General features: G+C 71.3%; 20 protein-coding genes. 7 read left to right on the forward strand and 13 right to left on the reverse strand.

Annotation, left to right across the window (positions count from 1 at the left end):
- From menC to ACWGUG_RS01200, 3 genes are all read right to left on the reverse strand, one after another.
- On the reverse strand, positions 1–1,134 hold the full coding sequence (gene menC, locus ACWGUG_RS01190) for an o-succinylbenzoate synthase (RefSeq protein WP_452323567.1): 1,134 nt from the start codon (positions 1,132–1,134) through the stop codon (positions 1–3).
- Positions 1,135–1,193: 59 nt separating this feature from the next.
- Positions 1,194–1,358 (reverse strand): hypothetical protein, encoded by a 165-nt coding sequence (locus ACWGUG_RS01195; protein WP_336394353.1) that lies wholly within the window; start codon positions 1,356–1,358, stop codon positions 1,194–1,196.
- 94 nt (positions 1,359–1,452) lie between these two features.
- A complete protein-coding gene (locus ACWGUG_RS01200) occupies positions 1,453–2,400 on the reverse strand; it encodes a cyclase family protein (RefSeq protein WP_452323568.1) in 948 nt (315 codons plus the stop codon).
- 190 nt (positions 2,401–2,590) lie between these two features.
- On the opposite strand from ACWGUG_RS01200, the gene ACWGUG_RS01205 reads away from it, so the two are divergent.
- Both ACWGUG_RS01205 and ACWGUG_RS01210 read left to right on the forward strand, forming a co-directional pair.
- Entirely contained in the window at positions 2,591–3,397 is an 807-nt protein-coding gene (locus tag ACWGUG_RS01205) for an SDR family oxidoreductase (protein WP_452323569.1), read from the forward strand.
- 2 nt (positions 3,398–3,399) lie between these two features.
- Complete coding sequence (locus ACWGUG_RS01210) at positions 3,400–3,618, forward strand: hypothetical protein (protein WP_452323570.1); 219 nt, start codon at positions 3,400–3,402, stop codon at positions 3,616–3,618.
- An 18-nt stretch (positions 3,619–3,636) separates the two neighbouring features.
- On the opposite strand, the gene ACWGUG_RS01215 is transcribed toward ACWGUG_RS01210, so the two are convergent.
- Positions 3,637–4,350, reverse strand: coding sequence for a GNAT family N-acetyltransferase (locus ACWGUG_RS01215; protein ID WP_452323571.1), 714 nt, complete (start codon positions 4,348–4,350; stop codon positions 3,637–3,639).
- A gap of 97 nt (positions 4,351–4,447) precedes the next feature.
- Here ACWGUG_RS01215 and ACWGUG_RS01220 point away from each other — a divergent pair, with 97 nt between their 5' ends.
- Positions 4,448–5,848, forward strand: a complete 1,401-nt coding sequence (locus tag ACWGUG_RS01220; protein ID WP_336395040.1) for an MFS transporter — start codon at positions 4,448–4,450, stop codon at positions 5,846–5,848.
- Positions 5,849–5,926: 78 nt separating this feature from the next.
- Positions 5,927–7,591 carry a peptide MFS transporter gene (locus ACWGUG_RS01225; RefSeq protein ID WP_452323572.1) on the forward strand — a complete coding sequence of 555 codons (1,665 nt, stop codon included), beginning with the start codon at positions 5,927–5,929 and terminating at the stop codon, positions 7,589–7,591.
- Between the two features lie 60 nt (positions 7,592–7,651).
- On the opposite strand, the gene ACWGUG_RS01230 is transcribed toward ACWGUG_RS01225, so the two are convergent.
- From ACWGUG_RS01230 to ACWGUG_RS01255, 6 genes are all read right to left on the reverse strand, one after another.
- Positions 7,652–9,079, reverse strand: coding sequence for a DUF222 domain-containing protein (locus tag ACWGUG_RS01230; protein WP_452323573.1), 1,428 nt, complete (start codon positions 9,077–9,079; stop codon positions 7,652–7,654).
- A 146-nt stretch (positions 9,080–9,225) separates the two neighbouring features.
- Entirely contained in the window at positions 9,226–11,952 is a 2,727-nt protein-coding gene (locus tag ACWGUG_RS01235) for a family 78 glycoside hydrolase catalytic domain (protein ID WP_452323574.1), read from the reverse strand.
- An 11-nt stretch (positions 11,953–11,963) separates the two neighbouring features.
- The gene (locus ACWGUG_RS01240) at positions 11,964–12,815 is read right to left on the reverse strand and encodes a fumarylacetoacetate hydrolase family protein (protein WP_452323575.1); all 852 of its coding nucleotides are present in this window, start codon (positions 12,813–12,815) and stop codon (positions 11,964–11,966) included.
- Positions 12,812–13,687 (reverse strand): fumarylacetoacetate hydrolase family protein, encoded by an 876-nt coding sequence (locus tag ACWGUG_RS01245; protein ID WP_452323576.1) that lies wholly within the window; start codon positions 13,685–13,687, stop codon positions 12,812–12,814. Before ACWGUG_RS01245 ends, ACWGUG_RS01240 begins: the two co-directional genes overlap by 4 nt.
- Before the next feature lie 34 nt (positions 13,688–13,721).
- Positions 13,722–14,513, reverse strand: a complete 792-nt coding sequence (locus ACWGUG_RS01250; protein ID WP_194396789.1) for an SDR family NAD(P)-dependent oxidoreductase — start codon at positions 14,511–14,513, stop codon at positions 13,722–13,724.
- 24 nt (positions 14,514–14,537) lie between these two features.
- Positions 14,538–15,326, reverse strand: coding sequence for an SDR family NAD(P)-dependent oxidoreductase (locus ACWGUG_RS01255; RefSeq protein ID WP_452323577.1), 789 nt, complete (start codon positions 15,324–15,326; stop codon positions 14,538–14,540).
- A gap of 66 nt (positions 15,327–15,392) precedes the next feature.
- On the opposite strand from ACWGUG_RS01255, the gene ACWGUG_RS01260 reads away from it, so the two are divergent.
- Complete coding sequence (locus ACWGUG_RS01260) at positions 15,393–15,974, forward strand: carboxymuconolactone decarboxylase family protein (RefSeq protein WP_228479375.1); 582 nt, start codon at positions 15,393–15,395, stop codon at positions 15,972–15,974.
- A 39-nt stretch (positions 15,975–16,013) separates the two neighbouring features.
- The gene (locus ACWGUG_RS01265; protein ID WP_336394342.1) at positions 16,014–16,850 is read left to right on the forward strand and encodes an IclR family transcriptional regulator; all 837 of its coding nucleotides are present in this window, start codon (positions 16,014–16,016) and stop codon (positions 16,848–16,850) included.
- 73 nt (positions 16,851–16,923) lie between these two features.
- Here the strand turns inward: ACWGUG_RS01265 and ACWGUG_RS01270 are convergent, their stop codons facing one another.
- From ACWGUG_RS01270 to ACWGUG_RS01280, 3 genes are read right to left on the reverse strand one after another with little or no spacing between them, the layout of a single operon-like run.
- Positions 16,924–17,832 carry an alpha/beta hydrolase fold domain-containing protein gene (locus tag ACWGUG_RS01270; RefSeq protein WP_452323578.1) on the reverse strand — a complete coding sequence of 303 codons (909 nt, stop codon included), beginning with the start codon at positions 17,830–17,832 and terminating at the stop codon, positions 16,924–16,926.
- Positions 17,829–18,620, reverse strand: a complete 792-nt coding sequence (locus tag ACWGUG_RS01275) for an alpha/beta hydrolase fold domain-containing protein (protein WP_452323579.1) — start codon at positions 18,618–18,620, stop codon at positions 17,829–17,831. The genes ACWGUG_RS01270 and ACWGUG_RS01275 overlap by 4 nt, the downstream gene beginning before the upstream one ends.
- A gap of 5 nt (positions 18,621–18,625) precedes the next feature.
- Positions 18,626–19,171 carry a quercetin 2,3-dioxygenase gene (locus tag ACWGUG_RS01280; protein ID WP_336394339.1) on the reverse strand — a complete coding sequence of 182 codons (546 nt, stop codon included), beginning with the start codon at positions 19,169–19,171 and terminating at the stop codon, positions 18,626–18,628.
- Positions 19,172–19,326: 155 nt separating this feature from the next.
- Here ACWGUG_RS01280 and ACWGUG_RS01285 point away from each other — a divergent pair, with 155 nt between their 5' ends.
- Positions 19,327–20,238, forward strand: coding sequence for a LysR family transcriptional regulator (locus ACWGUG_RS01285; protein ID WP_452323580.1), 912 nt, complete (start codon positions 19,327–19,329; stop codon positions 20,236–20,238).
- The last annotated feature ends 2 nt before the right edge of the window (positions 20,239–20,240 follow it).

Below are 20,240 nucleotides of genomic sequence, written 5' to 3' on the forward strand. Positions count from 1 at the left end.
CTACCGGATCAGCGTCTCGCGCGCGACGGTGAAGTCGTCGAGAGCGACCGGGTCGATCTCGACGCCGAGCCCGTGACCGGTGGGCACCCGCACGTGCCCGTCCTCCAGGACGGCCGGCTCGGTGACGATGTCGCGGCGGTAGAAGCGGTCCGACGCCGAGACGTCGCCGGGCAGCGTGAACCCGGTGAGGGCGGCGAGCGCGGCGTTGGCCGCGCGGCCGATGCCCGTCTCGAGCATGCCCCCGCACCACACCGGGACGCCGGCGGCGAGGCAGCGGTCGTGGATGCGCACCGCCTCGAGATATCCACCGACGCGGCCCGCCTTGATGTTGATGACGGATGCCGAGCCCAGCGCGAGCGCGTCGGCTGCGGCCTTGTCCGACACGATCGACTCGTCCAGGCACACCGGCGTGCGCAGGCGCCGCGCGAGCGTGGCGTGGTCGACGAGGTCGTCCTCCTGCAGCGGCTGCTCGATGAGGAGCAGGTCGAAGCGGTCCAGCTCCGCCAGGGTGTCGGCATCCGCCATCGTGTAGGCGGAGTTCGCGTCGACCTGCAGCGGGATGCCGCCGAACGCGTCGCGCACGGCCGCCGTGTCGGCCACGTCGCGGCCGGGCTTGATCTTGATCTTGATGCGCACGTACCCCTCGTCGAGGTAGCCGCGCACGGTGTCGACGAGCGCGGCCGGGTCGCGCTGGATGCCGACGGACACACCGCTCGGCACGCGGTCGCGCACGGCGCCGACGTATGCACCGAAGCTGCGCCCCTCGGCGCGCAGGGCCGCGTCGAGCACGGCGAGCTCGAGGCCCGCCTTCGCCATGCGGTGCCCCTTGAACGGCTCGAGCGCGCCGGCGATCTCGTGCGGGGCGATGAGGTGGCGGTCCAGCAGAGCCGGCACGAGGAAGCGCAGCGAGACGTCCCACGCGCCCTGCGTGTATTCGCTCGAGTAGAGCGGGTCGGACTGCGTCACGATCTCACCCCAGCCCTCGCCGTCCGAGGTCAGCGCACGGACGACGATGACCTCGCGCACCGTCTCGGTGCCGAACGACGTCGTGAACGGGGCGACCAGCGGCACGTGCAGCACGCGCAGCTCGAAGCCTTGCAGGGCGACGGATGCCGCCGGGGTGGCGATGGGCATGCGCTCAGCGTACGCCCGGGCCCGAGCGGTGCCTCGGCCTGGAGACCGGGCGTGGCGGGTCAGTGGGCGAAGCGCTGCGGCACGACGTCGCGGCGCACCGGCACGTACGTCGAGCGGGCGATGCGCGGTCGGCGCCGGCGGGGCTCGCGGGGGGCGGTGTGCTGCGCCTGGCCGCGCATGGTGTCGGTCAGGGCGACGATCAGGGTCTCGATGTGCTCGCGCATGGCTTCTCCTCGTTCGCCTGAGAAGAGCGGCGGAGCCTCGCGCTGATACGTCCCTCTTACGGCACCAGGGACGCCCGTCAGGCAGGGAGGTGCGTCAGGCGGGGACCTCGGCGAAGGCCCGCACCGGGAACGTGCCGAAGCCCGCGACGGCAGGCGGGGCGGCGGTGAAGCGCGCACCCCGCGCGGGCAGGGATCCGAGGTTGGTGAGGTGCTCGACGACGTGCACCCCCGCACCGAGGAGCAGCGAGTGGGCGGGGCGCTCGCCTCCTCCCGCACCCGTCGCAGGGTCGGCGTCGTCGATGTTGACCGAGTCGATGCCGACCAGCACGGCCCCGACGTCGATCAGCCACTGCGCGGCCTCGCCGGTGAGGAACGGCGCGCCGGCGCCGTACTCCGGCAGCCCGAACCAGCGGTCCCAGCCGGTGTGCAGGAGCACGGCGGCTCCGCGCACGTCGCGATCGGCGAGGGTGGTGGAGCGGATGCCTCGGCGCGCGGCATCCCACGCGTCCTCGAGGTGGAACACCTCGGCGCGCAGCCCCACCAGTGTCGAGAGGTCGAGCCCGGCGAGGTCGCTGCCCTCGGCGTAGCGGTGGTACGGCGAGTCGAGGTAGGTGCCGGTGTTGCCGATCATCGTGATGACGTCCATCGCGAACTCGGTGCCGGGCGCGTAGCGGGCGCGGGAGTCCTCGCGGGTGAGATGCGGCGTGATGGTCGGCGCCGGCAGCCCGGGGTACGTGACGAGCCCGGCGCGGATCGGGTGGCTGAGGTCCACGACGCGGGTCGCGCCCTGCGTCGCAGTCGCTCCGGCGTCGACGCCGCGGCTGCCGCGGTGCGGCTCCTCGACCACCCGCAGGGCCCGCAGCTCGACCTCGTCGACGAGGGCGAGGCCGAGGTGGATGACGAGGAGGCGCGCCACCTCGTCGTCGGCGACGTCGGCCGACGGCAGATCCAGCCGGAATCCCGTGCCGGACAGCGCACCGCCGTTGGCGAAGCGGATATCGAAGTCGAAGTGCGCGCGATACTGCGCAGGCGAGGTCGGCATGCCGGTCAGCCTAGACAGGATCACCCGCGGTCGACCGGAGGAAAAACGCGAAGCAGCGGACGATTCCCGCCGATCTCTCCTCCTTCCTCCGGTCGTCCTCGACGGAGCCGCCGGCGGCGTCGCGTAGCCCCGGGGCGCCGCGAGCGCAACCCCGTGCCACCGCTGAGAGCGCGCTCGTAGCCTCGAGCCCATGCAGACCTTCGACTTCTCCCCGCGCCGCGCGATCGTGACCGCCTCGGACTCGGGCATCGGGCAGGCGACGGCCATCGCCCTCGCCGAGGCCGGCCTCGATGTCGGCATCACCTGGCACAGCGACGAGGAGGGCGCGCAGCGCACCGCCGACGCCGTCCGCGAGCGGGGCCGCACCGCGGAGGTGGCGCAGTTCGACGCCACCGACCTCGACGGCGTCGCGCCGGCGATCGACGGGCTCGTCGAGCGGCTCGGCGGGCTGGACGTCTTCGTGAACAACGCCGGCGGCGGCTCCGGCGGCCCGTTCCTCGAGGTGTCGGTCGAGGACTGGCGGCAGGTCGTCGCGCTGAACCTCGACGGCGCCTTCGCCGCGCTCCAGGCGGCGGCGCGGCACATGGTGCGTGCCGGGCAGGGCGGGCGCCTCATCGCCATCACGAGCGTGCACGAGACGCAGCCCCGGGTGGGCTCGGCCGCCTACGTCGCCGCCAAGCACGGCCTCGGCGGCCTCATCAAGACGATGGCGCAGGAGCTCGGCGAGCACGCCATCACCGCGAATGCCGTCGCACCGGGCGAGATCGCGACGCCGCTGACCGACCAGGACCCGGAGGACGCCGAGCGCACGCACCGCCCCGGCATCCCGCTCGGGCGCCCCGGCAAGCCCGACGAGATCGCGGCGGTCGTCGCGTTCCTGGCGTCGCCCGCAGCGAGCTACGTGACGGGCGCGAGCTGGACGGTCGACGGCGGGATGCTGCAGATGGGGCCCCAGGCGGGCTCGCACCTGAAGAGCGACGAGTGGCGGAAGGGATGAGCATGGCGCAGGACAGCGGTCAGGGCGGCCGGGCGACGGACGGCACCGGAATGACGGATGAGGAGAAGCGCCGCGATCAGCTGACGTCGGCGCCGAACGCGGTGGAGTCCGACGCCGATCCGCGGATCGACGTGACGCACCGCGACGGCGTCACCCGCATCGACATCCGCGACGACGCCGACGTGCGGCCGGGCGACCCGACGAAGGACCCGGGCGAGTAGCACCTGGTGCGCCACGCGTCAGCGGCGCACCAGCAGGTAGCCGCGCGCGTCGTCGAAGCCGCCGATCACGAGACCCTCGGCCAGGTGCCGGGTGAGCTGCTCGCGCACGCGCAGACGCCAGGCCGCGGCATCCGCCGGCGCGTTCCGCCGCATCGTCTCGATGTCGCGCGGGATCTCGACGGACGCGACCACGCGGTCGTCGCCGGGCGTCGGCACCGGCGGCGCGGCGAGCGCCCACGACACCATGATGCGGTCGGTCTGGTCGCCCCGGTTGACCCCGTCGTCCATCGCGCCGTAGTGGTTCACGAGGTACTCGGTCGCGCGGGTGCCGAGCACGCGCAGGTTGAAGTGCGCGTTGCGGGCGACGAGCGGGTCGAACGTCCAGGTGATGTGGCCGACGCCGCGGGCGAGCGCCCATTCCCGCTGGTGCTGCTTGATCACACGGCCGACGCCGCGCGCCTGGCGACCGGGGAGCACCCCGGTGATGTGGCTGTGCATCGAGCGCGAGGAGGGGTCGCCGAAGAATGCGACGGATGCCCCCACCATCTGCTCCCCGTCGTAGACGCCGACCGCGTAGTTGCCGGAGTGGGCGAGGGCGCGCAGCAGATTCGGCGGCATGCCGCCCGGGTCGCCGCCCCACACCTCGGCCAGCACCCGCGCGGCGAGGTGGACCTGCTCGACGGTGTCGAGGGGGATGATGTCGATGCCCGGCGGCGGCACGGTGGGGGCCATGCCCTCAGTCTGCACCCGCGGAGCCCGCCCGCCCGAGCGCCGATAGCCTGAACTGATGCACACGGGTGATGAGGACGCGAGAAGCCGACTCACCCGGATGCCTCGCCAGGGCGCGATCGTGGCGGTCCTGGCGATCGCCGGCCTGGCCTCGTCGTTCATGTTCACGCTGGTCGTGCCGATCCAGTCCAAGCTGCCGGAGCTGCTCGACGCCAGCCGCGAGGACACCGCGTGGGTCGTGACCTCGACGCTCCTGGCAGCCGCGGTGATGACGCCCATCGCGGGGCGCCTGGGCGACATGTACGGCAAGCGCCGCATCGTGCTGGTGCTCCTGGCGCTGCTGGTGGTCGGCTCGGTCATCGCCGCGGCATCCACCGGCATCATCGGCGTGATCATCGGGCGCACGCTCCAGGGAGCGGTCACCGGCGTCGTCCCGCTCGGCATCTCGATTCTGCGCGACGTGCTGCACGAGGACCGGGTGGACTCGGCCATCGCGCTCATCAGCGCGACGCTCGGCGTCGGCGGCGCGCTCGGCCTCCCGATCAGCGCGCTCATCACCGAGCGCAGCGACTGGCACGTGCTGTTCTGGGTCTCGGCCGCGCTCGGCGCAGTCGTGTTCGCGCTCGTGCTGTGGATCGTGCCCGTCAGCGCGCTGCGCACGGGTGGGCGGTTCGACTACGTGGGCACCGCCGGGCTCGCGGTGGGCCTGCTGGGCGTGCTGCTCGCGATCTCGCGCGGCAACGAGTGGGGCTGGACGTCGCCCGCCACGCTGGTCAGCGGTCTCGGCGGCCTCCTGGTGCTGCTGGTGTGGGGCTGGTACGAGCTGCGCATCGCCGAGCCGCTCCTGGATCTGCGCGTGGCCGCGCGTCGGCCGGTGCTGCTGACGAACATCACGTCCATCGCCTTCGGCTTCTCGCTGTTCGCGTCGAACGTCGTCTATCCGCAGATGCTCGAGCTGCCCGCCACGGTGGGCGGCTTCGGCCTGTCGCTGGTCGCCGCGAGCCTCGTGGTCATGCCGGCGGGCCTGGTGATGATGGTGCTCTCGCCGTTCTCGGGGCGCCTTGCGCGCACCATGGGGCCGAAGCTCCTCCTCGTGCTCGGCGCCATCGCCCTCGTGCTGACCTACGGGTTCACGCTCCTGTTCGCGAGCGAGGTGTGGCAGATCCTCGTCGCGAACATCGGCATCGGATTCGGGATCGGCTTCGGCTATGCCGCGATGCCGATGCTCATCATGCGCTCCGTGCCGCAGTCCGAGACGGGCGCGTCGAACGGCCTCAACGCGCTGTTCCGCTCGCTGGGCACGAGCACGGCCGCGGCCGTCGTCGGCGCGGTGCTGGCCACCTACGTGGTCGACCTCGACGGCGTGGCGGTCCCCGGCCCGGCCGCTTTTCAGGTCTCCTTCCTGCTCGGCGGCGCGGCCGCGGTGGTCGCCCTCCTCGTGGCGCTGTTCATCCCGCGTCATCACTCGCCGCAGGAGCGGCATCCGTCCCTCCCGGAGTGAGCGGCACCCCTCCCGCGCGCGGGCGGTGCCCGCTACCCTGACGGGGAAACCGGGGGGCGACGGGAGCGAGGCGAGCTCATGGACGAGCGCGATCAGGGGTTCGACGACGGCGAGGGCGCACTGCTCGGGGACGGCGCACGGGATGCCGAGAGCCGACGCGAGCAGGTCCCGGTCGGCCCGCCCGACGGCGCCACCGCGGCCGCCGGCGACACGGGCGCGGCGCCGGGCGACACCGGCGCGGCGTCGCGGACGGCAGCGGCCCGCAGCGGAACGGACGCGGCGGCGACGTCCGCCGACGACGGCGCCGACCACGACTCCCGGTTCTTCGGGCAGCCGTGGGCGCTCGCGCACATCTTCGGCGTGGAGATGTGGGAGCGGTTCAGCTTCTACGGCATGCAGGGCATCCTGCTCATCTACATGTACTACTCCGTGTCCGAGGGCGGGCTCGGCATTCCCGAGGCGACGGCGACGGGCATCGTCGGCGCGTACGGCGGCACGGTGTACCTGTCGACGATCCTCGGAGCGTGGGTCGCGGACCGCCTGCTCGGCTCGGAGCGCGTGCTCTTCTTCAGCGCCTGGGTCATCATGGCCGGCCACATCGCGCTGGCGCTGCTGCCGAGCGTGTGGGGGCTCGGCGTCGGCCTCATCCTGGTCGCCGTCGGCTCCGGCGGGCTGAAGGCGAACGCGACGGCCGTCGTCGGCACGCTCTACTCGGCGAAGGACCCGCGCCGGGATGCCGGCTTCTCGCTGTTCTACCTGGGCATCAACCTCGGTGCGTTCCTCGGGCCCATCGTGACCGGGTTCCTGCAGAGCAGCGTCGGCTTCCACTGGGGGTTCGGCGCCGCGGCGGTCGGCATGGCGATCGGGCTGACGCAGTACTCGTTCGGGCGGAAGCAGCTCCCCGCGTCGTCGCGCGTCGTCGCCAACCCGCTGCCGGCGAACCGTCGCGGCCTCATGATCGGCGTCGCGGTCGCCGGCATCCTGGTTCTCGTCATTCTCGTGCTCACCGGGGTGATCCGCGCCGACAACCTGGCGGGCATCGTGATCCTCGTCACCCTCGTGGCGGCGATCGCCTACTTCTCGGTCATCATCACCTCGCGTGCGATCGGCGCGGACGACCGGTCGCGCGTGATCGGGTTCATCCCGCTCTTCGTCGTGAACGTCGGGTTCTGGTCGCTGTACCAGCAGCAGTTCACGGTGCTGACCATCTACTCCGACAAGCAGCTGGACCGCACGATCCTCGGGTGGGAGATGCCGGTGTCGTGGGTCAATTCGATCAACCCGGTGTTCGTGATCATCCTCTCCGGCGTGTTCGCCGCGATCTGGACGAGGCTCGGCGATCGCGCGCCGTCGGCGCCGATGAAGTTCTCGCTCGGCGCGATGATCATGGGCGTGGCGTTCCTGCTGTTCCTGCCCTGGGCGAACGGCGCGCCGAATTCGACGCCGCTGCTGGCGATCGTGCTGATCCTGTTGGTGTTCACCATCGCCGAGCTGTTCATCTCGCCGCCCGGGCTCTCGGTGACGACGAAGCTCGCACCCGAGCGGTTCCACACCCAGATGGTCGCGCTGTACTTCCTGTCCATCGCCCTGGGCACCGCGATCGCCGGCTGGCTCGCCCAGTTCTACAACCCCGAGGACGAGGTGCCCTACTTCACGATCCTCGGCGGCATCGCCATCGTGCTGGGCCTCGCGCTGCTCGCCGCAGTGAAGCCCGTGCTGCGGCTCATGCGGGGCGTGCGCTGAGGCGGGCGTGCGCTGAGGCGGGCGTGCGCTGAGGCGGCGCGGTACGAGGGCGCGACGCGGTCACGTCTGCCGCACTGCCATCCGCTCGCGCCGTCGGATCGGCGACCTCGTCACCGGCCGCCAGGTCCGCTGGGCGTCCCACCACGCCGGCCCTCTCACGTTGGGCACCCCCTCGACCATCGCCACCTGCCACCCGCCGGAGTCGATGGTGCGATGGTGGAACCAGCACAGCAGCACCCCGTTGTCGGTGTGCGTCGACCCACCCCGCGAATGCTCCTCGACGTGATGCACTTCGCACCACTGCGGCGGCACCTGACACCCGGGGATGAGGCATCCGCCGTCACGCAGGGTGATGGCCCGGCGCTGGTGATGGTTGAAGACCCGATCGAGCGTCCGCATCGACACGATCCGGCCGGCCGCGCCGAGCACGACCCGCTGCACCGCGCCCGCGCAGGCGATGTGCCGGGCCGCGGCGATCGAGACCGGCTCGTCGTCACCGGGGAGGTGCGCATACCCGCGCCCCGACGCGAGGTCTTGTTCGCGCACCGACACGACCAGTGTCGGTGCGGCGCCGCCGAGCATGGGCAGTTCACCGGATGCCGCGGCCGCCGTCAGCAGCACGGCCAGCGCATCGTGCCGCTTCTGGGCAGGCGTTCGGCGGTCCGCCGCGCCCCCTACCGAGTCGTCGCAATCGCTCGGATCGCTCTCTGAGAAGCACGGCCCCTGCACGTCGTCCACCTTCGGGTTCAGCACACTGTCGAACCCGAGCTGCAGCTGCGCTGCGACCTCGGGGAGGAGACCACCCCGAACCGGAACGAGCCCGTCTTCTCCTCGCCGCCCGATCGTGAGTCCCCGCTTTCGCATGGCGCGCGACTCGGCCGGCTCGTCGCCGTCCTGATCGAGATCGGCAGCCCACACTTGTGCGAACGCGCGAAGGTCGTCCGCTGTGGCCGGCGGCGCCGCATCCGCTCCCTCACCGCAGGCCGCGGCAGCGAGTTCCTCGTCTGCCGCCAGCAGCTCGCCACGACCCGCACCGCACCCGCGGAATGCGCTGACGACGGCGGCCATACCGTCGATGCCCACGGCACCCGCCGCGAGCGCGAGACGCAGGTGCGGGAACTCGGCCGGCAACGCCTCGCCGGTCGACAGCGACGTGGACCGTCGCACCGCCTTCGCCGTCGCGAGCACCTCGGCAGCGGTGCGCGATGACACCCGCGTCGCCCGCTGGATGAGCTCGCCGGCGTTCCGGCATCCGTTCCGCGCGGTCAGCCGGTCAGGATGTGCGCGCTCCTCATCCCGCTCGATGAGTTGGGCGACCGCCTCCGCCAGCAGGGCCTCGGCACCCCTGCGGAGTCGCCCGGCCGCAGCGAGCGTCGCCAGCAGCTCGTCATCGTCTGCCAGCCGCAGTCCGTCGTCGCCGAATCCCGCCGCGACACGCTCTGCGAGCGCGTCGCCGAGCGCCGTGAGGGCGGCGGCGAGGTTCGTCATGCACCCATTCTGATGAGAGCCACCGACATTCGAAGCCCAGATCAGAAGTCTTTTCCTCACCCCTGTGGACAACCACCGATCCAGAGGGTGCAGGACCGCCCTGTGGAGGAGGCGCGGCACCTACGGGGCGACATCCGCCGGCTGTGTCACCGTCCCCCGAGCTCGATCATGTGGGTGCTGCGCCCCGGTGTGAGCGCGACGTCGACCCCACCCGCGACGAGGTGCGCCGTGACGCCGAACGGCACGTCGACGGTGACGGTGCCCATGACCCCTCCGCGTGTCGTCCCCGCGCCCGCCGCGCGGGTCCACTCGACCGCGAGCCGCCCGAACGGCGTGCCGATGTGCGCGCGCACCCACTCGACCCCGGCATCGAAGCCGGGCTCGATCGCCGCGGTACGGAAGCCGGGCGAGGTGGAGCGGATGCCGGCGACCCGGCGGTACAGCCAGTCGTCGACGCTGCCCGGCGCATAGTGATTGAACGACATGGGCCGGATGGCGCCCTCCGGCGAGATCGCATCCCACGTCTCCCAGACCGTCGTCGCGCCGCGGTCGACCTCGTAGAGCCACGACGGCGCATCGGACTGCCACAGCAGCGTGCGCGCGACGTCGGCGTAGCCGTGGTCGCACAGCACGTCGAGCAGGTACGGCGTGGAGAGGAACCCGGTGTCGAGCCGGTTCCCACGCTCCCGGATGAGCTCCACGAGCCGCGCCGCCGTGCGTGCACGCAGCTCGGGCGGGACCATGTCGAAGGCGAGCGCGACGACGTAGACGCCCTGCAGCCGCACGGGGAGGTCGCCGTCGGCGTCGATGTACTCGAAGGCGAAGGCGGCGCGCACCTCGGCCGCCCGTGCGGCGAAGGCCGCGGCATCCGCCGGTCGTCCGAGAGCCGCCGCCGCCTGTGCGGCGATCGTCAGCGTCTGCGCCTGGAACATCGGCGCGAGGTACTCGCTCGTGAGCGCCGGGGCGACGCCGATCGCCTCGTGCGTCGGGCGGCCCTCCATCGTGCTCGGCGTCAGCCAGTCACCGAAGTGCAGGCCGGTGTTGTAGAGCAGCGCCTGCGCACGCCGGCGCTCATCCGACAGCCCGGCGCCGGCGAGCGCCTCGGGCAGCTCCGCCGCGGCGGTCGCGCGCTGGTACTCGACCCACCGCAGCATCGCGTCGTCGTTCTCGTCGAGCACGCGGCGATCGCCGGTGCGCTCGTAGAGGGTCCACGGCACGATCGCGACGGCGTCGCTCCAGCCGGCTGCCGCGACGATCGAGCCGATGCCCTGCGCGGCGTCCGCCGCCTCGGCGTCGAACGGCGAGCGCGGCGAGAAGATCGGGATCCGCCCGTCGGGCAGCTGGTCGGCACGCAGATTTTCGAGCCAGCGCGAGAGGAAGGGCAGCACCAGGGCGTTGTTCGTCGCGGCGCCGACGAACGCCTGGATGTCGCCGGTCCACCCGGCGCGCTCCCGCTGCGGGCAGTCCGTGGGCACCGACAGGAAATTGCCGCGCTGACTCCACACCACGTTCTCGTGCAGCCGGTTCAGACGGGGATCGGAAGACACGAACGAGCCCGTCTGCTCCAGATCGCTGGCGAGCACCACAGCCACCACGTCTTCGGGCTCGAGCGGCGCGGTCAGCCCGCTGATCCTCGCGAACCGGAAGCCGTGGAAAGTGAACGCCGGTTCCCACTCGTCGGGTCCCCCGTCGGCGACGAAGACGTCCGTCTGCTCCTTGTTGATGCCGACGATGTTCGCGAACCACGAGCCGTCGGCGGCGAGCGTCTCGGTGTGCTCGAGCTCGATCCGCTGTCCGTTCATCGACTCCCGCAGTCTCAGCCGTACGCGGCCGACAAGCACCTGCCCGAAGTCGACGATGGTGCCCTGATCGGTGTCGACGAGCGAGACCGCCGGCATCTCGCGCACGCGGCGGATCGGTTCGCCGCGGAACGGCACGAGCACGTGGTGGTCGGCGCCGACCTCTGCCACCGGCATCCATTCGCCGTCGTCGAAGCCGGGACGATCCCACCCGACAGGCTCGGCACGCCGGTCGAACCGCTCGCCCACGAACAGGTCGGCGTACGCCCAGGGCCCTGTCGCGCTGCGCACGTCGGAGCCGGATGCCACGACCTGCGTCGTGCCGTCGGCATAGTCGATGTGCAGCTGCCAGATCGCCGAGGTGCGGCGGCCGAACTGCGCACTCGAGCCGGTGAGGCCTATTCGGCCGGCCCACCAGCCGTCGGCCAGCGCGACGCCGAGCACGTTCTCGCCCTCGGTGAGCGCGGCGGTGACGTCGTAGGCCTGGAACGAGATGCGGTGCTCGTAGCTGTCGTATCCCGGGGCGAGCACCTGGTCGTCCGCGCGGGCGCCGTTGACGACGGGCGAGTAGACCCCGCGCGCGGCGGCGAACAGTCGCGCCCTGGCCACGCCGGGGCCGACGTCGAAGCGCTGGCGGAGCAGCTGCGGCGGTCGCAGCCGCTCTTCCGGCGATGTGTGGGGGCCGAGCCCGCGCACCCAGTCCACGATGCTCCACCGTTCGACGACGGCCTCCTGCTGCGCGGGTTCGACCCATGCCGCCGACCAGTCCGCGGGGTCGAGGAGCGACGTCTCGAACGTCGACGCCGCCCACTCCGACCAACCGCCTTCGGGCGACCGGCTGCGCACCCGCCACCGGTAGGCGCTGTTCGCGGCGAGCGGCTCCCCCGCGTAGGCGACGAGTCCCCCGTTCGGGCCGTCCACCGGGCCTCTCGCCCAGACGACCCGTCCACCGGTCGACACCTCCAGCTCGAAGGCGTCCTGGACGTGGTCGGCGAGCCACGAGAAGCGGGGCTCGCGGGCGCCGACGCCGATCGGCGCGTGCAGGTGTTCGACGCGCAGGCCGTAGGGGGTCATGGGTCCAGGGGTCAGTCGCCGACGGTGAAGCGCGTGGTGAGCGTGCCGATGCCCTCGATCTCGCTCACGAGCACGTCGTCCGGGCCGATGAAGCGCGGCGGCGTGCGGCGGTTGCCGATGCCCGCCGGCGTGCCCGAGAAGATGATGTCGCCGGGCAGCAGCCGGCACACCGCCGAGAGCCGCACGAGCAGCTCGGGCACGTCGTAGAGCATCATCGACGTCCGCGAGGACTGCATGCTCTCACCCGAGAGGCGGCACGAGATCGCGAGGTCGTCGCGGTCGGCGAACTCGTCCGGTGTGACGAGCCATGGGCCCGTCGGACCGAAACCGGGGAACGACTTGCCCAGGCTGAACTGCGGCGCCGTGCCCTGCAGCTGCGTGATGCGCTCCGACAGGTCCTGCCCGATCGTCAGGCCGGCGACATGATCCCAGGCCTGCTCGCGCTCGAGCCGGTGCGCCTCGCGCCCGATCACCACGACGAGCTCGACCTCCCAGTCGACGTGGCCCTCGGGCAGCTCGACCACGGCATCCTGCCCCACGATCGACGACGGGAACTTCGTGAACGTCACCGGCATCGAATCCGGCGGGTATCCCGCCTCCGCCGCGTGCTCGGCATAGTTCAGACCGATCGCGAACACCTGCCGCGGGCAAGGCACCGGGGCGCCGAGGGCCGCGACGTCGAGCGTGACGGATGCCTCGGGCGTGGCATCCGTCGCCGTCGAGGCCCACTGCGCGAACGACGCCCAGTCGTCGAACAGCGACTGCGGGTCGGGACCGAACCGGCCCGCCGAAGCCCGGTGCACGTCGACCGCGCGGTCCTCTGTCACGACGACGGCGCGCCCGCCGAGATTGGCCAGCTTCACCAGTCGACCCGCTGCGGAGCGGGCTCGCCGTAGCGGTCCTCCCACGAGATGACCCGGTTGCGAAGCGTCCCGATGCCGGTGATCTCGGCTTCGATCTGGTCGCCCGGCTTGAGGTAGAAGTCGAACGGGTTGTCCTGGATCGCCGCGACGCCTGAGATGGTGCCGGTCGTGATGATGTCGCCCGCGCTGTAGATCTGCGGCGAGTGGTACGCCACGAGGTGCGGGAATCTGATGCGGGTCTGGTTGGTGTTGCCCTGCTGGCGCACCTCGCCGTTGACGCGCAGCTGCATGGGCAGCTCGTGCATGTCGGGCACCTCGTCGCGCGTGACGATCCACGGGCCGATCGGGCAGAACGTGTCGATCGCCTTCGAGAACGAGAAGACGCCCGACTCCATCTCCTTGCGCTGTATGTCGCGCGCCGAGATGTCGTTGAACACGGTGAAGCCGGCGATGTAGTCGTCGGCCTCGTCGGGGCCGATGAACTTGCCCGACTTGCCGATGACGATCGCGAGCTCGAGCTCGTAGTCCATCTCCTTCGTGAGGTGATCGGGGTAGACGATGTCGTCGTCCGGACCGATGATCGCGTCCACGTTCTGGAAGAAGACGATGCCCTTGTGCACGGGGTGCGACCAGTTGACGGCTTCGAGCTCGTTGTGATGGTCGGCGAAGTTGCCCGCGGTGTGGAAGAACTTCTTGGGGCGGATGGGCGCCTCGAGCGTCACGTCGGCGTAGGCGAGGCGCTCGCCGGTCTCGGTGACCTGGCCGCCGCGCTCGAAGTACTCGCGGGTGGAGGGCACGTCGAGCTCGATGACGACGCCTTCCTCGAGTTCCAGACGGCCGACCCGGCCGCCGTCGAAGGTGATGAGCTTCATCGTTCGTTCTCTCCTTGATGTCGTCCGGCGGCGCTCAGGCGCCGACCATGTTGAAGCCGCCGTCGGCGAGCAGGTAGCCGCCGGTGAGGTGTGCGGACTCATCCGTCGCCAGCCACAGGCAGGTGCCGGCGACGAACTCCGGCGGCGGGATGACGCCCATCGGCGTCTGCGAGATCAGCACCTCGCGCCGGCCGCTCTTCCAGTCCTCGCGCTGGAGCAGACGCTCGGTCTCCATGAAGCCCGGAGCGAAGGTGTTGACCCGCACCGCGGGCGCCAGCACCTTTGCGTAGGACTTGGTGATGCCGAGGATGGCGTACTTCGCCGCCGCGTACTGCGGCGCGCGAGGCGACCCGCGCACGATGACGGTCGAGCCGACGTTGATGATGTTGCCGTGGCCCTGCTCGAGCATCCGCTCGCCGAACTCGTGCGTCATGAGGAGCGTGCCCTTCACGTCGACGTCGACGACCGCGTCGAGGGCCTCCTGCGTGAGGTCGCGCCATGACATCTGCTCGCTCGAGACGTCGCCGACGTTGTTGACGAGCACGTCGAGCACCCCGAAGGCCTCGAACACCTCGTCGGCCATGCGCTTGATCTGGTCCCACGAGCCGATGTCGGCCTGCACCAGGATGCCGTCGCTGCCCGCCTCGCGGATGCGCTCGAGCGTCGCCTCGGCGCCCGCCCTCGACGAGCGGTAGTGCACGGCGACCTTGGCGCCCTCCTGCGCGGCGCGCACGGCGATCTCGGCGCCGAAGCCGGTGCCGGCTCCTGTGACGAGCACCGTCTTGCCGGCGAAGCGGGGGTAGATCTGGGATGTGGGGTCGGTCATGGGTTCTCCAATCGTCGAGCGCGCTCAGACGAGCGTGCGTCCGCCGTCGATGTACATGACATGGCCGGTGACGAATTCGGCATGACGTGAGGACAGGAAGAGCGCGGGACCGGTGAGCTCGTCCGGGGTGCCCAGCCGGCCCGCCGGCACGAGGCTCTCGAGCTCTTCGCGCTTGCCCGGCTTGGACAGGTGGCCGGCGGTCAGGGGCGTCTCGATGTAGCCGGGAGCCAGCGCGTTGACGGTGACGCCCGCCGAGGCCCACTCGCGTGCCATGACGCGCAGCAGCTGGTTGATGCCGCCCTTCGAGGCCGCATACGGGCCGTGCGAGTGGTGCGCCAGCAGCCCCGACACGCTCGACAGCGCCAGGACGCGCCCATGCCCCTGCGCGACCATGTGCCGACCCGCGGCCTGCGCGAGCCCGAACAGCGACGAGAGGTTGACGCGCAGGATGCGGTCCCACTCGTCCTCGGTGAAATCGAGGATCGGGCGCCGGTCGTTGATGCCGACGGCGTGCAGCAGCACGTCCAGGCCGCCGAGCCGCTCGACGACGTCCGCGACGACCCGCTCCCCCGCCCCGTGCTCGGTGAGGTCCGCCTGGATCAGCTCGTGGCGGGCACTCATCTCCGACAGGTGCGTGCCGAGCGCATCGAGGGCACGCTGATCGCGGTCGACGACGGCGACGGATGCCCCGACCCCGGCGTACGCCAGAGCGCACGCGCCGCCGATGCCGCCGGCTCCGGCGACGAGGACGCGCGAGCCTCTCAGGCCCAGCCAGTCGGGATCGACGCCCCGCTGGGGAATGGTGTCCGCCATGACACTTCTCTCGCTCAGTTCACTAAATGAAAGTTGGTTTCGTTGAATGAACGTATACTGATCCCCATGATCCGTCAAACGGACGAGCCGATGACCGAGCGCGTGCCACCGTTCCCCCCGGAGGCGCTGACCGGCGCGCAGCGGGAGCTCTACGACGCCATCGCGAGCGGACCGCGTGCGCAGGGACCCCAGCACTTCGCGCTCACGCGCGCCGACGGCTCGCTGCGCGGGCCGTTCAACGCCTTCCTGCTCGCCCCCGAGCTGGGCGCCGCCCTGCAGAGCGTGGGAGCCGCCCTCCGCTACCGCGGCACCCTGACAGGCCGTGCCCGCGAGATCGCCATCCTCCTGGTGGCCGCCCGGTGGGACAGCGAGTTCGAGCGGGAGGCGCACGAAGCCGTGGGATCGGCGGCGGGCCTCACCCCGCCCGAGCTCAGCGCGCTGCGCGACGGCGACATCACGTCGTTCACGGGTGTCGACGCGGTCGTCGCGGTCGCCACCATGCGGCTGCTCGACGGTGATCTCAGCGACGAGGCCTGGGACGAGGCATCCGCGGCTCTCGGCGCCGAAGGCGTGTTCGAGCTCACCGTGCTCGTGGGCTATTACGCCACGCTCGCCCTGCAGCTGCGCGTCTTCCGCGTGCGGCCCTGACATTGCCGGCATCCAGACCAGCAGATACGGTTTCACACGATGAAAACTCCGGATGAGTCGCCCGCCCGAGACGACGCCGACTCCGCGGCCGACACACCCGGGAAGACCGCCAGCCGCTACCGCATCGAGGCGCTCGCGAAAGGCCTCGACGTCCTTCGGCTCTTCGACGAGTCCGTGACGTCGCTGAAGCTGCGCGAGGTCTCCGACCGCACCGGGATCCCGATGCCGACGGCGTTCCGCGTCGTCGCGACGCTCGAGGAGGGCGGCTATCTCGAGCGGCTGCCCGACGGCAGCATCCGGCCGGGAGTGGCGGTGCTCCTCCTCGGGTCGGCGGCGCTGCGCGGGTCGAGCCTTGTCCAGCTCAGCGAGCAGCCCCTCCGCCACCTCGCCGAGGAGACCGGCGAGACCGTGAACCTCGGCGTGCTGGTCGGTGACCAGGTGCTCTACCTCGCGCGCCTGCGCAACTCCGACCTCGTCACCGCGAACATCCAGGTGGGCTCGACGCTGCCCGCGGCGTACACCTCCATGGGCAAGCTCCTGCTCGCGTATCTCAGCGACGCCGAGCTGGCCGCCGCGCTTTCGAACCACGATTTCGGGGCGGATGCCGGCCCCAACGCCGCCCGGTCGCTCGACGAGCTGCGCGCGCGGCTCACCGAGATCCGCGAGCAGGGCTACTCGCTGCAGGATCAGGAGGTCGCCGCCGGCCTGCGCTCGGTCTCGGTGCCGGTCTTCGGCCGGGATGCCTCCAGGCCCGCCGCGGCGATCAACATCGCGGTCGCGTCGTCGCGTCATGACGTCGCCGCGCTGCGCGGCCCGCTGCTCACACGCCTGCAGGCGACCGCCGACGACATCTCGCGCCTGCTGCGCTCGACCTGAGTCCGGCGCCCCACGCTTCGTCGAGTAACCCCGATCTCGTCGAGAGACCACGTCCTCGGCGCCGACACCGTGGTCATTCGGCGAGGACGCGGTCACTCGGCGGAGAAAGGGTCTCGGCGAGCAGAGCGAGAGTGTGCTCCGCGGCGGGATGCCCGATCTCGTTGAGGTAGCCGTGCATCGCGCCGCGCTCGCGCACGACGCGGACGTCGACGCTCGCTGCGGCCAGCTCGGCCGCGAAGGCCTCGCCCGACGGCCGCAGGCTGTCGAGCTCCGCGTTGACGATCAGCACCTCGGGGAGGCCCGCCAGGTCGTGGCCGCCCGCGAACGCGTAGCCCTCGGGGTCGTGGCCGTCGGGCAGATAGTTGCGGTTGATCGCGTCCCGGCTCTCGGGCGTGAACAGATGTGCCGCAGGGACGTCCTTCAACAGCTCGGCGGTCTCGTCGTTCGGCGTCAGGATGCCGTCGTGGAGCGACGGGTAGACGAGGGCGAGCACGCGTGGCGCCGTGGTGCCGCGGTCGCGCAGCCGCATCGCGGCGCCGGCGGACAGGTTCGCGCCGGCGCTCGCGCCGCCGAGCGACACCCGCTCGGGGTCCGCGCCGTACGTGCGGGCGTTCGCGACGGCCCAGTCGAAGGCGGCGACGATCTGCAAGCCGGCGACGGGGAATCGCGCCCGGGGACCGGCGGCCTCCATCTCGGCGCGGATCTGCTCGGGAGACGGGATGTCGGCGTCGGGGTCGGGCGGACCGAGCACCTCGAGGGCGTCCAGCGGCGCCAGCGTGTAGTCGACCGACACCACCGTGACACCGCCCGCGCTGAGGCGCCGGCCGACCTGGTCCGCTTCGGGCATCTCGAGCGTGCCGAACATGAATGCGCCGCCGTGCAGCCACACCAGCAGTGCGCCGTTCGGCTCGCGGGCCGGGTAGACCCGCACCCGGAAGTCGTAGCCGCCACCTTCCAGTGCGACGTCATGCGTTCGGGTCATCGGTGATCCTCTCGGTTGTGCCCGGTGACGCGGGCGACGAAGTCGATGGCCCGATCGAACACCACGTCGGTGTCATCGAGCCCCTCCCAGAAGTGTCTGCCGCCGGGAACGGGGCGGAGCTCGACGCCGACGCCGACCGCACGCAGGGCCGCGGCCAGCGCCTCGCTCTGCGCGAAGGGGACGTGCTCGTCGGCCGTGCCGTGCGCGATGTGGAACGGGGGCGCCCCGGCGCGCACCTGCAGCGCCGGCGAAGCCAGACGTGCGACCTCCGGGCGATCTGCTGCAGGGCCACCCAGCCACTGCGCCTCCCGGGTGTCCTCGGGCGCTTCGCCGGTGTCGTGTTCGGCCATCGCGAACAGGTCGGCCGGTCCGAACCAATCCACGACGCCGCGGATGTCGTCTCGGCGGAGTCCCGCCAGGGCGGCGAGCGTCGCACCGGCCGAGACCCCCCACAGCACGATGCGCGAGGCATCCGCTCCGTGTTCGGCGCCGTGGGCCTGCAGCCAGGCGAGCGCGGCGTCCACGTCGTCCAGCTGCGCCGGAAAGCGCGCTTCGGCGCTCAGTCGGTATTCGCACGAGGCGACCGCGAACCCTGCGGCGACGATGCGGTCGAACGACCGGGCGTCGCCGATGCCGGGCGTGAACACCTTGCGGCTGCCGCGTCGCCACCCCCCGCCGTGCAGGAACACGACGAGGGGCGCGCCGGCGGCGCCGGGTGTGCGCAGATCGAGCGAGAGCGGGCGGAATCCCTCCGGCTGGGCGACGTCGACCTCGAGGATCGAGGGCATCGGAGTCAGTCGCGGAACCGGAACTCGGGCATGAACTGCGTCCAGTACTTCTCGCCCGCAGCACGCATGGTCGGGTAGTCGGGCACGTAGACGCCCTGGGGCTCGGTGAGATCGGTCTTCTGGCCCATCGCGTGGAAGAACCGCTCGAAGCCGGCCGTGCCCACACCGAACACCTTGGTCGTGTTGTGGATCTGGAACGCGTGCACGATGTTCGCGGGGATGTATGCGAAGTCACCCGTCGTCAGCGTGGTCTTGGAGTGGTAGTCGGCCTCGTCGTCCATCCAGATGCTGATCTCGCCGTCCACGACATAGAAGATCTCGTGCGTCTTGAAGTGCTTGTGGGCCGGGATGCGGTCGCCCTTCGGGCCGACCATGGTGAAGGCTCCGTACTGGTCGTCGGTCTCGTCGGCCGACAGCAGGATGGAGAAGAGCTGGTCGAAGACGAGCGACTTCTCCCCCTGCCCTTCGCCGAGGACGAACGGCCTGGGCGACGCCGGTAGGACGCCTGCGAAGGGGACCTTGTCGGGGTCGTCAGCGGGGAAAGTGGTCATGCTTACCTCCTTGTAAGAACGCGGTGCCGTTAGGCAGACGGAGCATCGGGTCGTTCCGAACAACTGCTCCGGGTGCCTCAAGTCTCGCCAGAGCGCGCGGCAGGCGGAAGTTCGAGCTCCCTACCCGGCGTTAGCCGGAAGCTAAGATTCGGAGCATGGATGTGCCTATCCACGTGATCCGCTATTTCTGTGTGCTCGCCGAGGAGCTGCACTTCGGACGGGCTGCGGAACGCCTCAGCATCACGCCTCCGTCGCTGAGTCAGCAGATCAGCCGCCTCGAGCAGCAGCTCGACGTCAAGCTGTTCGATCGCAGCCCCCGCAAGGTGGAGCTGACCGCCTACGGGCGCGAGCTGCTGCCCCTCGCCCGTCGGGTGCAGGACGACCACGACCAGCTGCTCAGCTGGGGCCGCTCGATCCGACGCGATCGCAACGCTCCGATGCTGCGGGTCGGGGTCGTGGCCGCCGGGGCGGGCAGCCTGACGACCGCGGCGATCGCGGCGACGATGCAGGCGATCCCGCAGGCGCGCATCGAGATGCGCCGGCTGGGCTTCTTCGACGTCGCCGAGGAGCTCGAGGGCGGGCGCGTCGACGTCGTCTTCGCACCGTGGCCCATGCTGCTGCCGCCGCGCGTCCGCGCCGAACCGCTCTGGCGGGAGGCGCGCGTGCTCGTCGTGCGGGCCGATCATCCGTTCGCCGGACGCGAGTCGATCTCGATCCTCGAGACCGGCGACGAGATGTTCGTCTCGGTGGCGAACGGTCCGGCCGAGGTCGTGAACTGGTGGCTCGTCGACCCCCGCCCCGACGGCACGCGACCCCAGCGCGGACCCACCGCCGACAGCGTCGAGGGGCTGCTCGAGCTGGTCGCCGCCGGCGCGGGCGTGAACATCGCCGGGCAGTCGGCCAGTCAGCACTATCGCCGCGACGAACTGGCGTTCGTCCCGATCTCCGACATCGAACCGGCGACCATCGTGCTGTGCAGCCTGAGCGACAGCCCGAACCCCATGGTCACGTCGTTCCGCGAGACCGCCCAGGCCCTGTCTCCGATCGTCGACGCGACGTTCCACTGACG

The sequence above is a fragment of the Microbacterium sp. NPDC055455 genome (assembly GCF_053619935.1).

What these genes read in the sequence shown, in the direction of transcription:
- menC (WP_452323567.1), bottom strand. Translation starts at nt 1,134, where the DNA reads ATGCCCATCGCCACCCCGGCGGCATCCGTCGCCCTGCAAGGCTTCGAG.
- ACWGUG_RS01275 (WP_452323579.1), bottom strand. Translation starts at nt 18,620, where the DNA reads ATGCCCTCGATCCTCGAGGTCGACGTCGCCCAGCCGGAGGGATTCCGC.
- ACWGUG_RS01280 (WP_336394339.1), bottom strand. Translation starts at nt 19,171, where the DNA reads ATGACCACTTTCCCCGCTGACGACCCCGACAAGGTCCCCTTCGCAGGC.
- ACWGUG_RS01220 (WP_336395040.1), top strand. Translation starts at nt 4,448, where the DNA reads ATGCCTCGCCAGGGCGCGATCGTGGCGGTCCTGGCGATCGCCGGCCTG.
- ACWGUG_RS01260 (WP_228479375.1), top strand. Translation starts at nt 15,393, where the DNA reads ATGATCCGTCAAACGGACGAGCCGATGACCGAGCGCGTGCCACCGTTC.
- ACWGUG_RS01285 (WP_452323580.1), top strand. Translation starts at nt 19,327, where the DNA reads ATGGATGTGCCTATCCACGTGATCCGCTATTTCTGTGTGCTCGCCGAG.
- ACWGUG_RS01200 (WP_452323568.1), bottom strand. Translation starts at nt 2,400, where the DNA reads ATGCCGACCTCGCCTGCGCAGTATCGCGCGCACTTCGACTTCGATATC.
- ACWGUG_RS01215 (WP_452323571.1), bottom strand. Translation starts at nt 4,350, where the DNA reads ATGGCCCCCACCGTGCCGCCGCCGGGCATCGACATCATCCCCCTCGAC.
- ACWGUG_RS01210 (WP_452323570.1), top strand. Translation starts at nt 3,400, where the DNA reads ATGGCGCAGGACAGCGGTCAGGGCGGCCGGGCGACGGACGGCACCGGA.
- ACWGUG_RS01255 (WP_452323577.1), bottom strand. Translation starts at nt 15,326, where the DNA reads ATGGCGGACACCATTCCCCAGCGGGGCGTCGATCCCGACTGGCTGGGC.
- ACWGUG_RS01195 (WP_336394353.1), bottom strand. Translation starts at nt 1,358, where the DNA reads ATGCGCGAGCACATCGAGACCCTGATCGTCGCCCTGACCGACACCATG.
- ACWGUG_RS01265 (WP_336394342.1), top strand. Translation starts at nt 16,014, where the DNA reads ATGAAAACTCCGGATGAGTCGCCCGCCCGAGACGACGCCGACTCCGCG.
- ACWGUG_RS01270 (WP_452323578.1), bottom strand. Translation starts at nt 17,832, where the DNA reads ATGACCCGAACGCATGACGTCGCACTGGAAGGTGGCGGCTACGACTTC.
- ACWGUG_RS01250 (WP_194396789.1), bottom strand. Translation starts at nt 14,513, where the DNA reads ATGACCGACCCCACATCCCAGATCTACCCCCGCTTCGCCGGCAAGACG.
- ACWGUG_RS01205 (WP_452323569.1), top strand. Translation starts at nt 2,591, where the DNA reads ATGCAGACCTTCGACTTCTCCCCGCGCCGCGCGATCGTGACCGCCTCG.
- ACWGUG_RS01235 (WP_452323574.1), bottom strand. Translation starts at nt 11,952, where the DNA reads ATGACCCCCTACGGCCTGCGCGTCGAACACCTGCACGCGCCGATCGGC.
- ACWGUG_RS01225 (WP_452323572.1), top strand. Translation starts at nt 5,927, where the DNA reads ATGGACGAGCGCGATCAGGGGTTCGACGACGGCGAGGGCGCACTGCTC.
- ACWGUG_RS01245 (WP_452323576.1), bottom strand. Translation starts at nt 13,687, where the DNA reads ATGAAGCTCATCACCTTCGACGGCGGCCGGGTCGGCCGTCTGGAACTC.
- ACWGUG_RS01230 (WP_452323573.1), bottom strand. Translation starts at nt 9,079, where the DNA reads ATGACGAACCTCGCCGCCGCCCTCACGGCGCTCGGCGACGCGCTCGCA.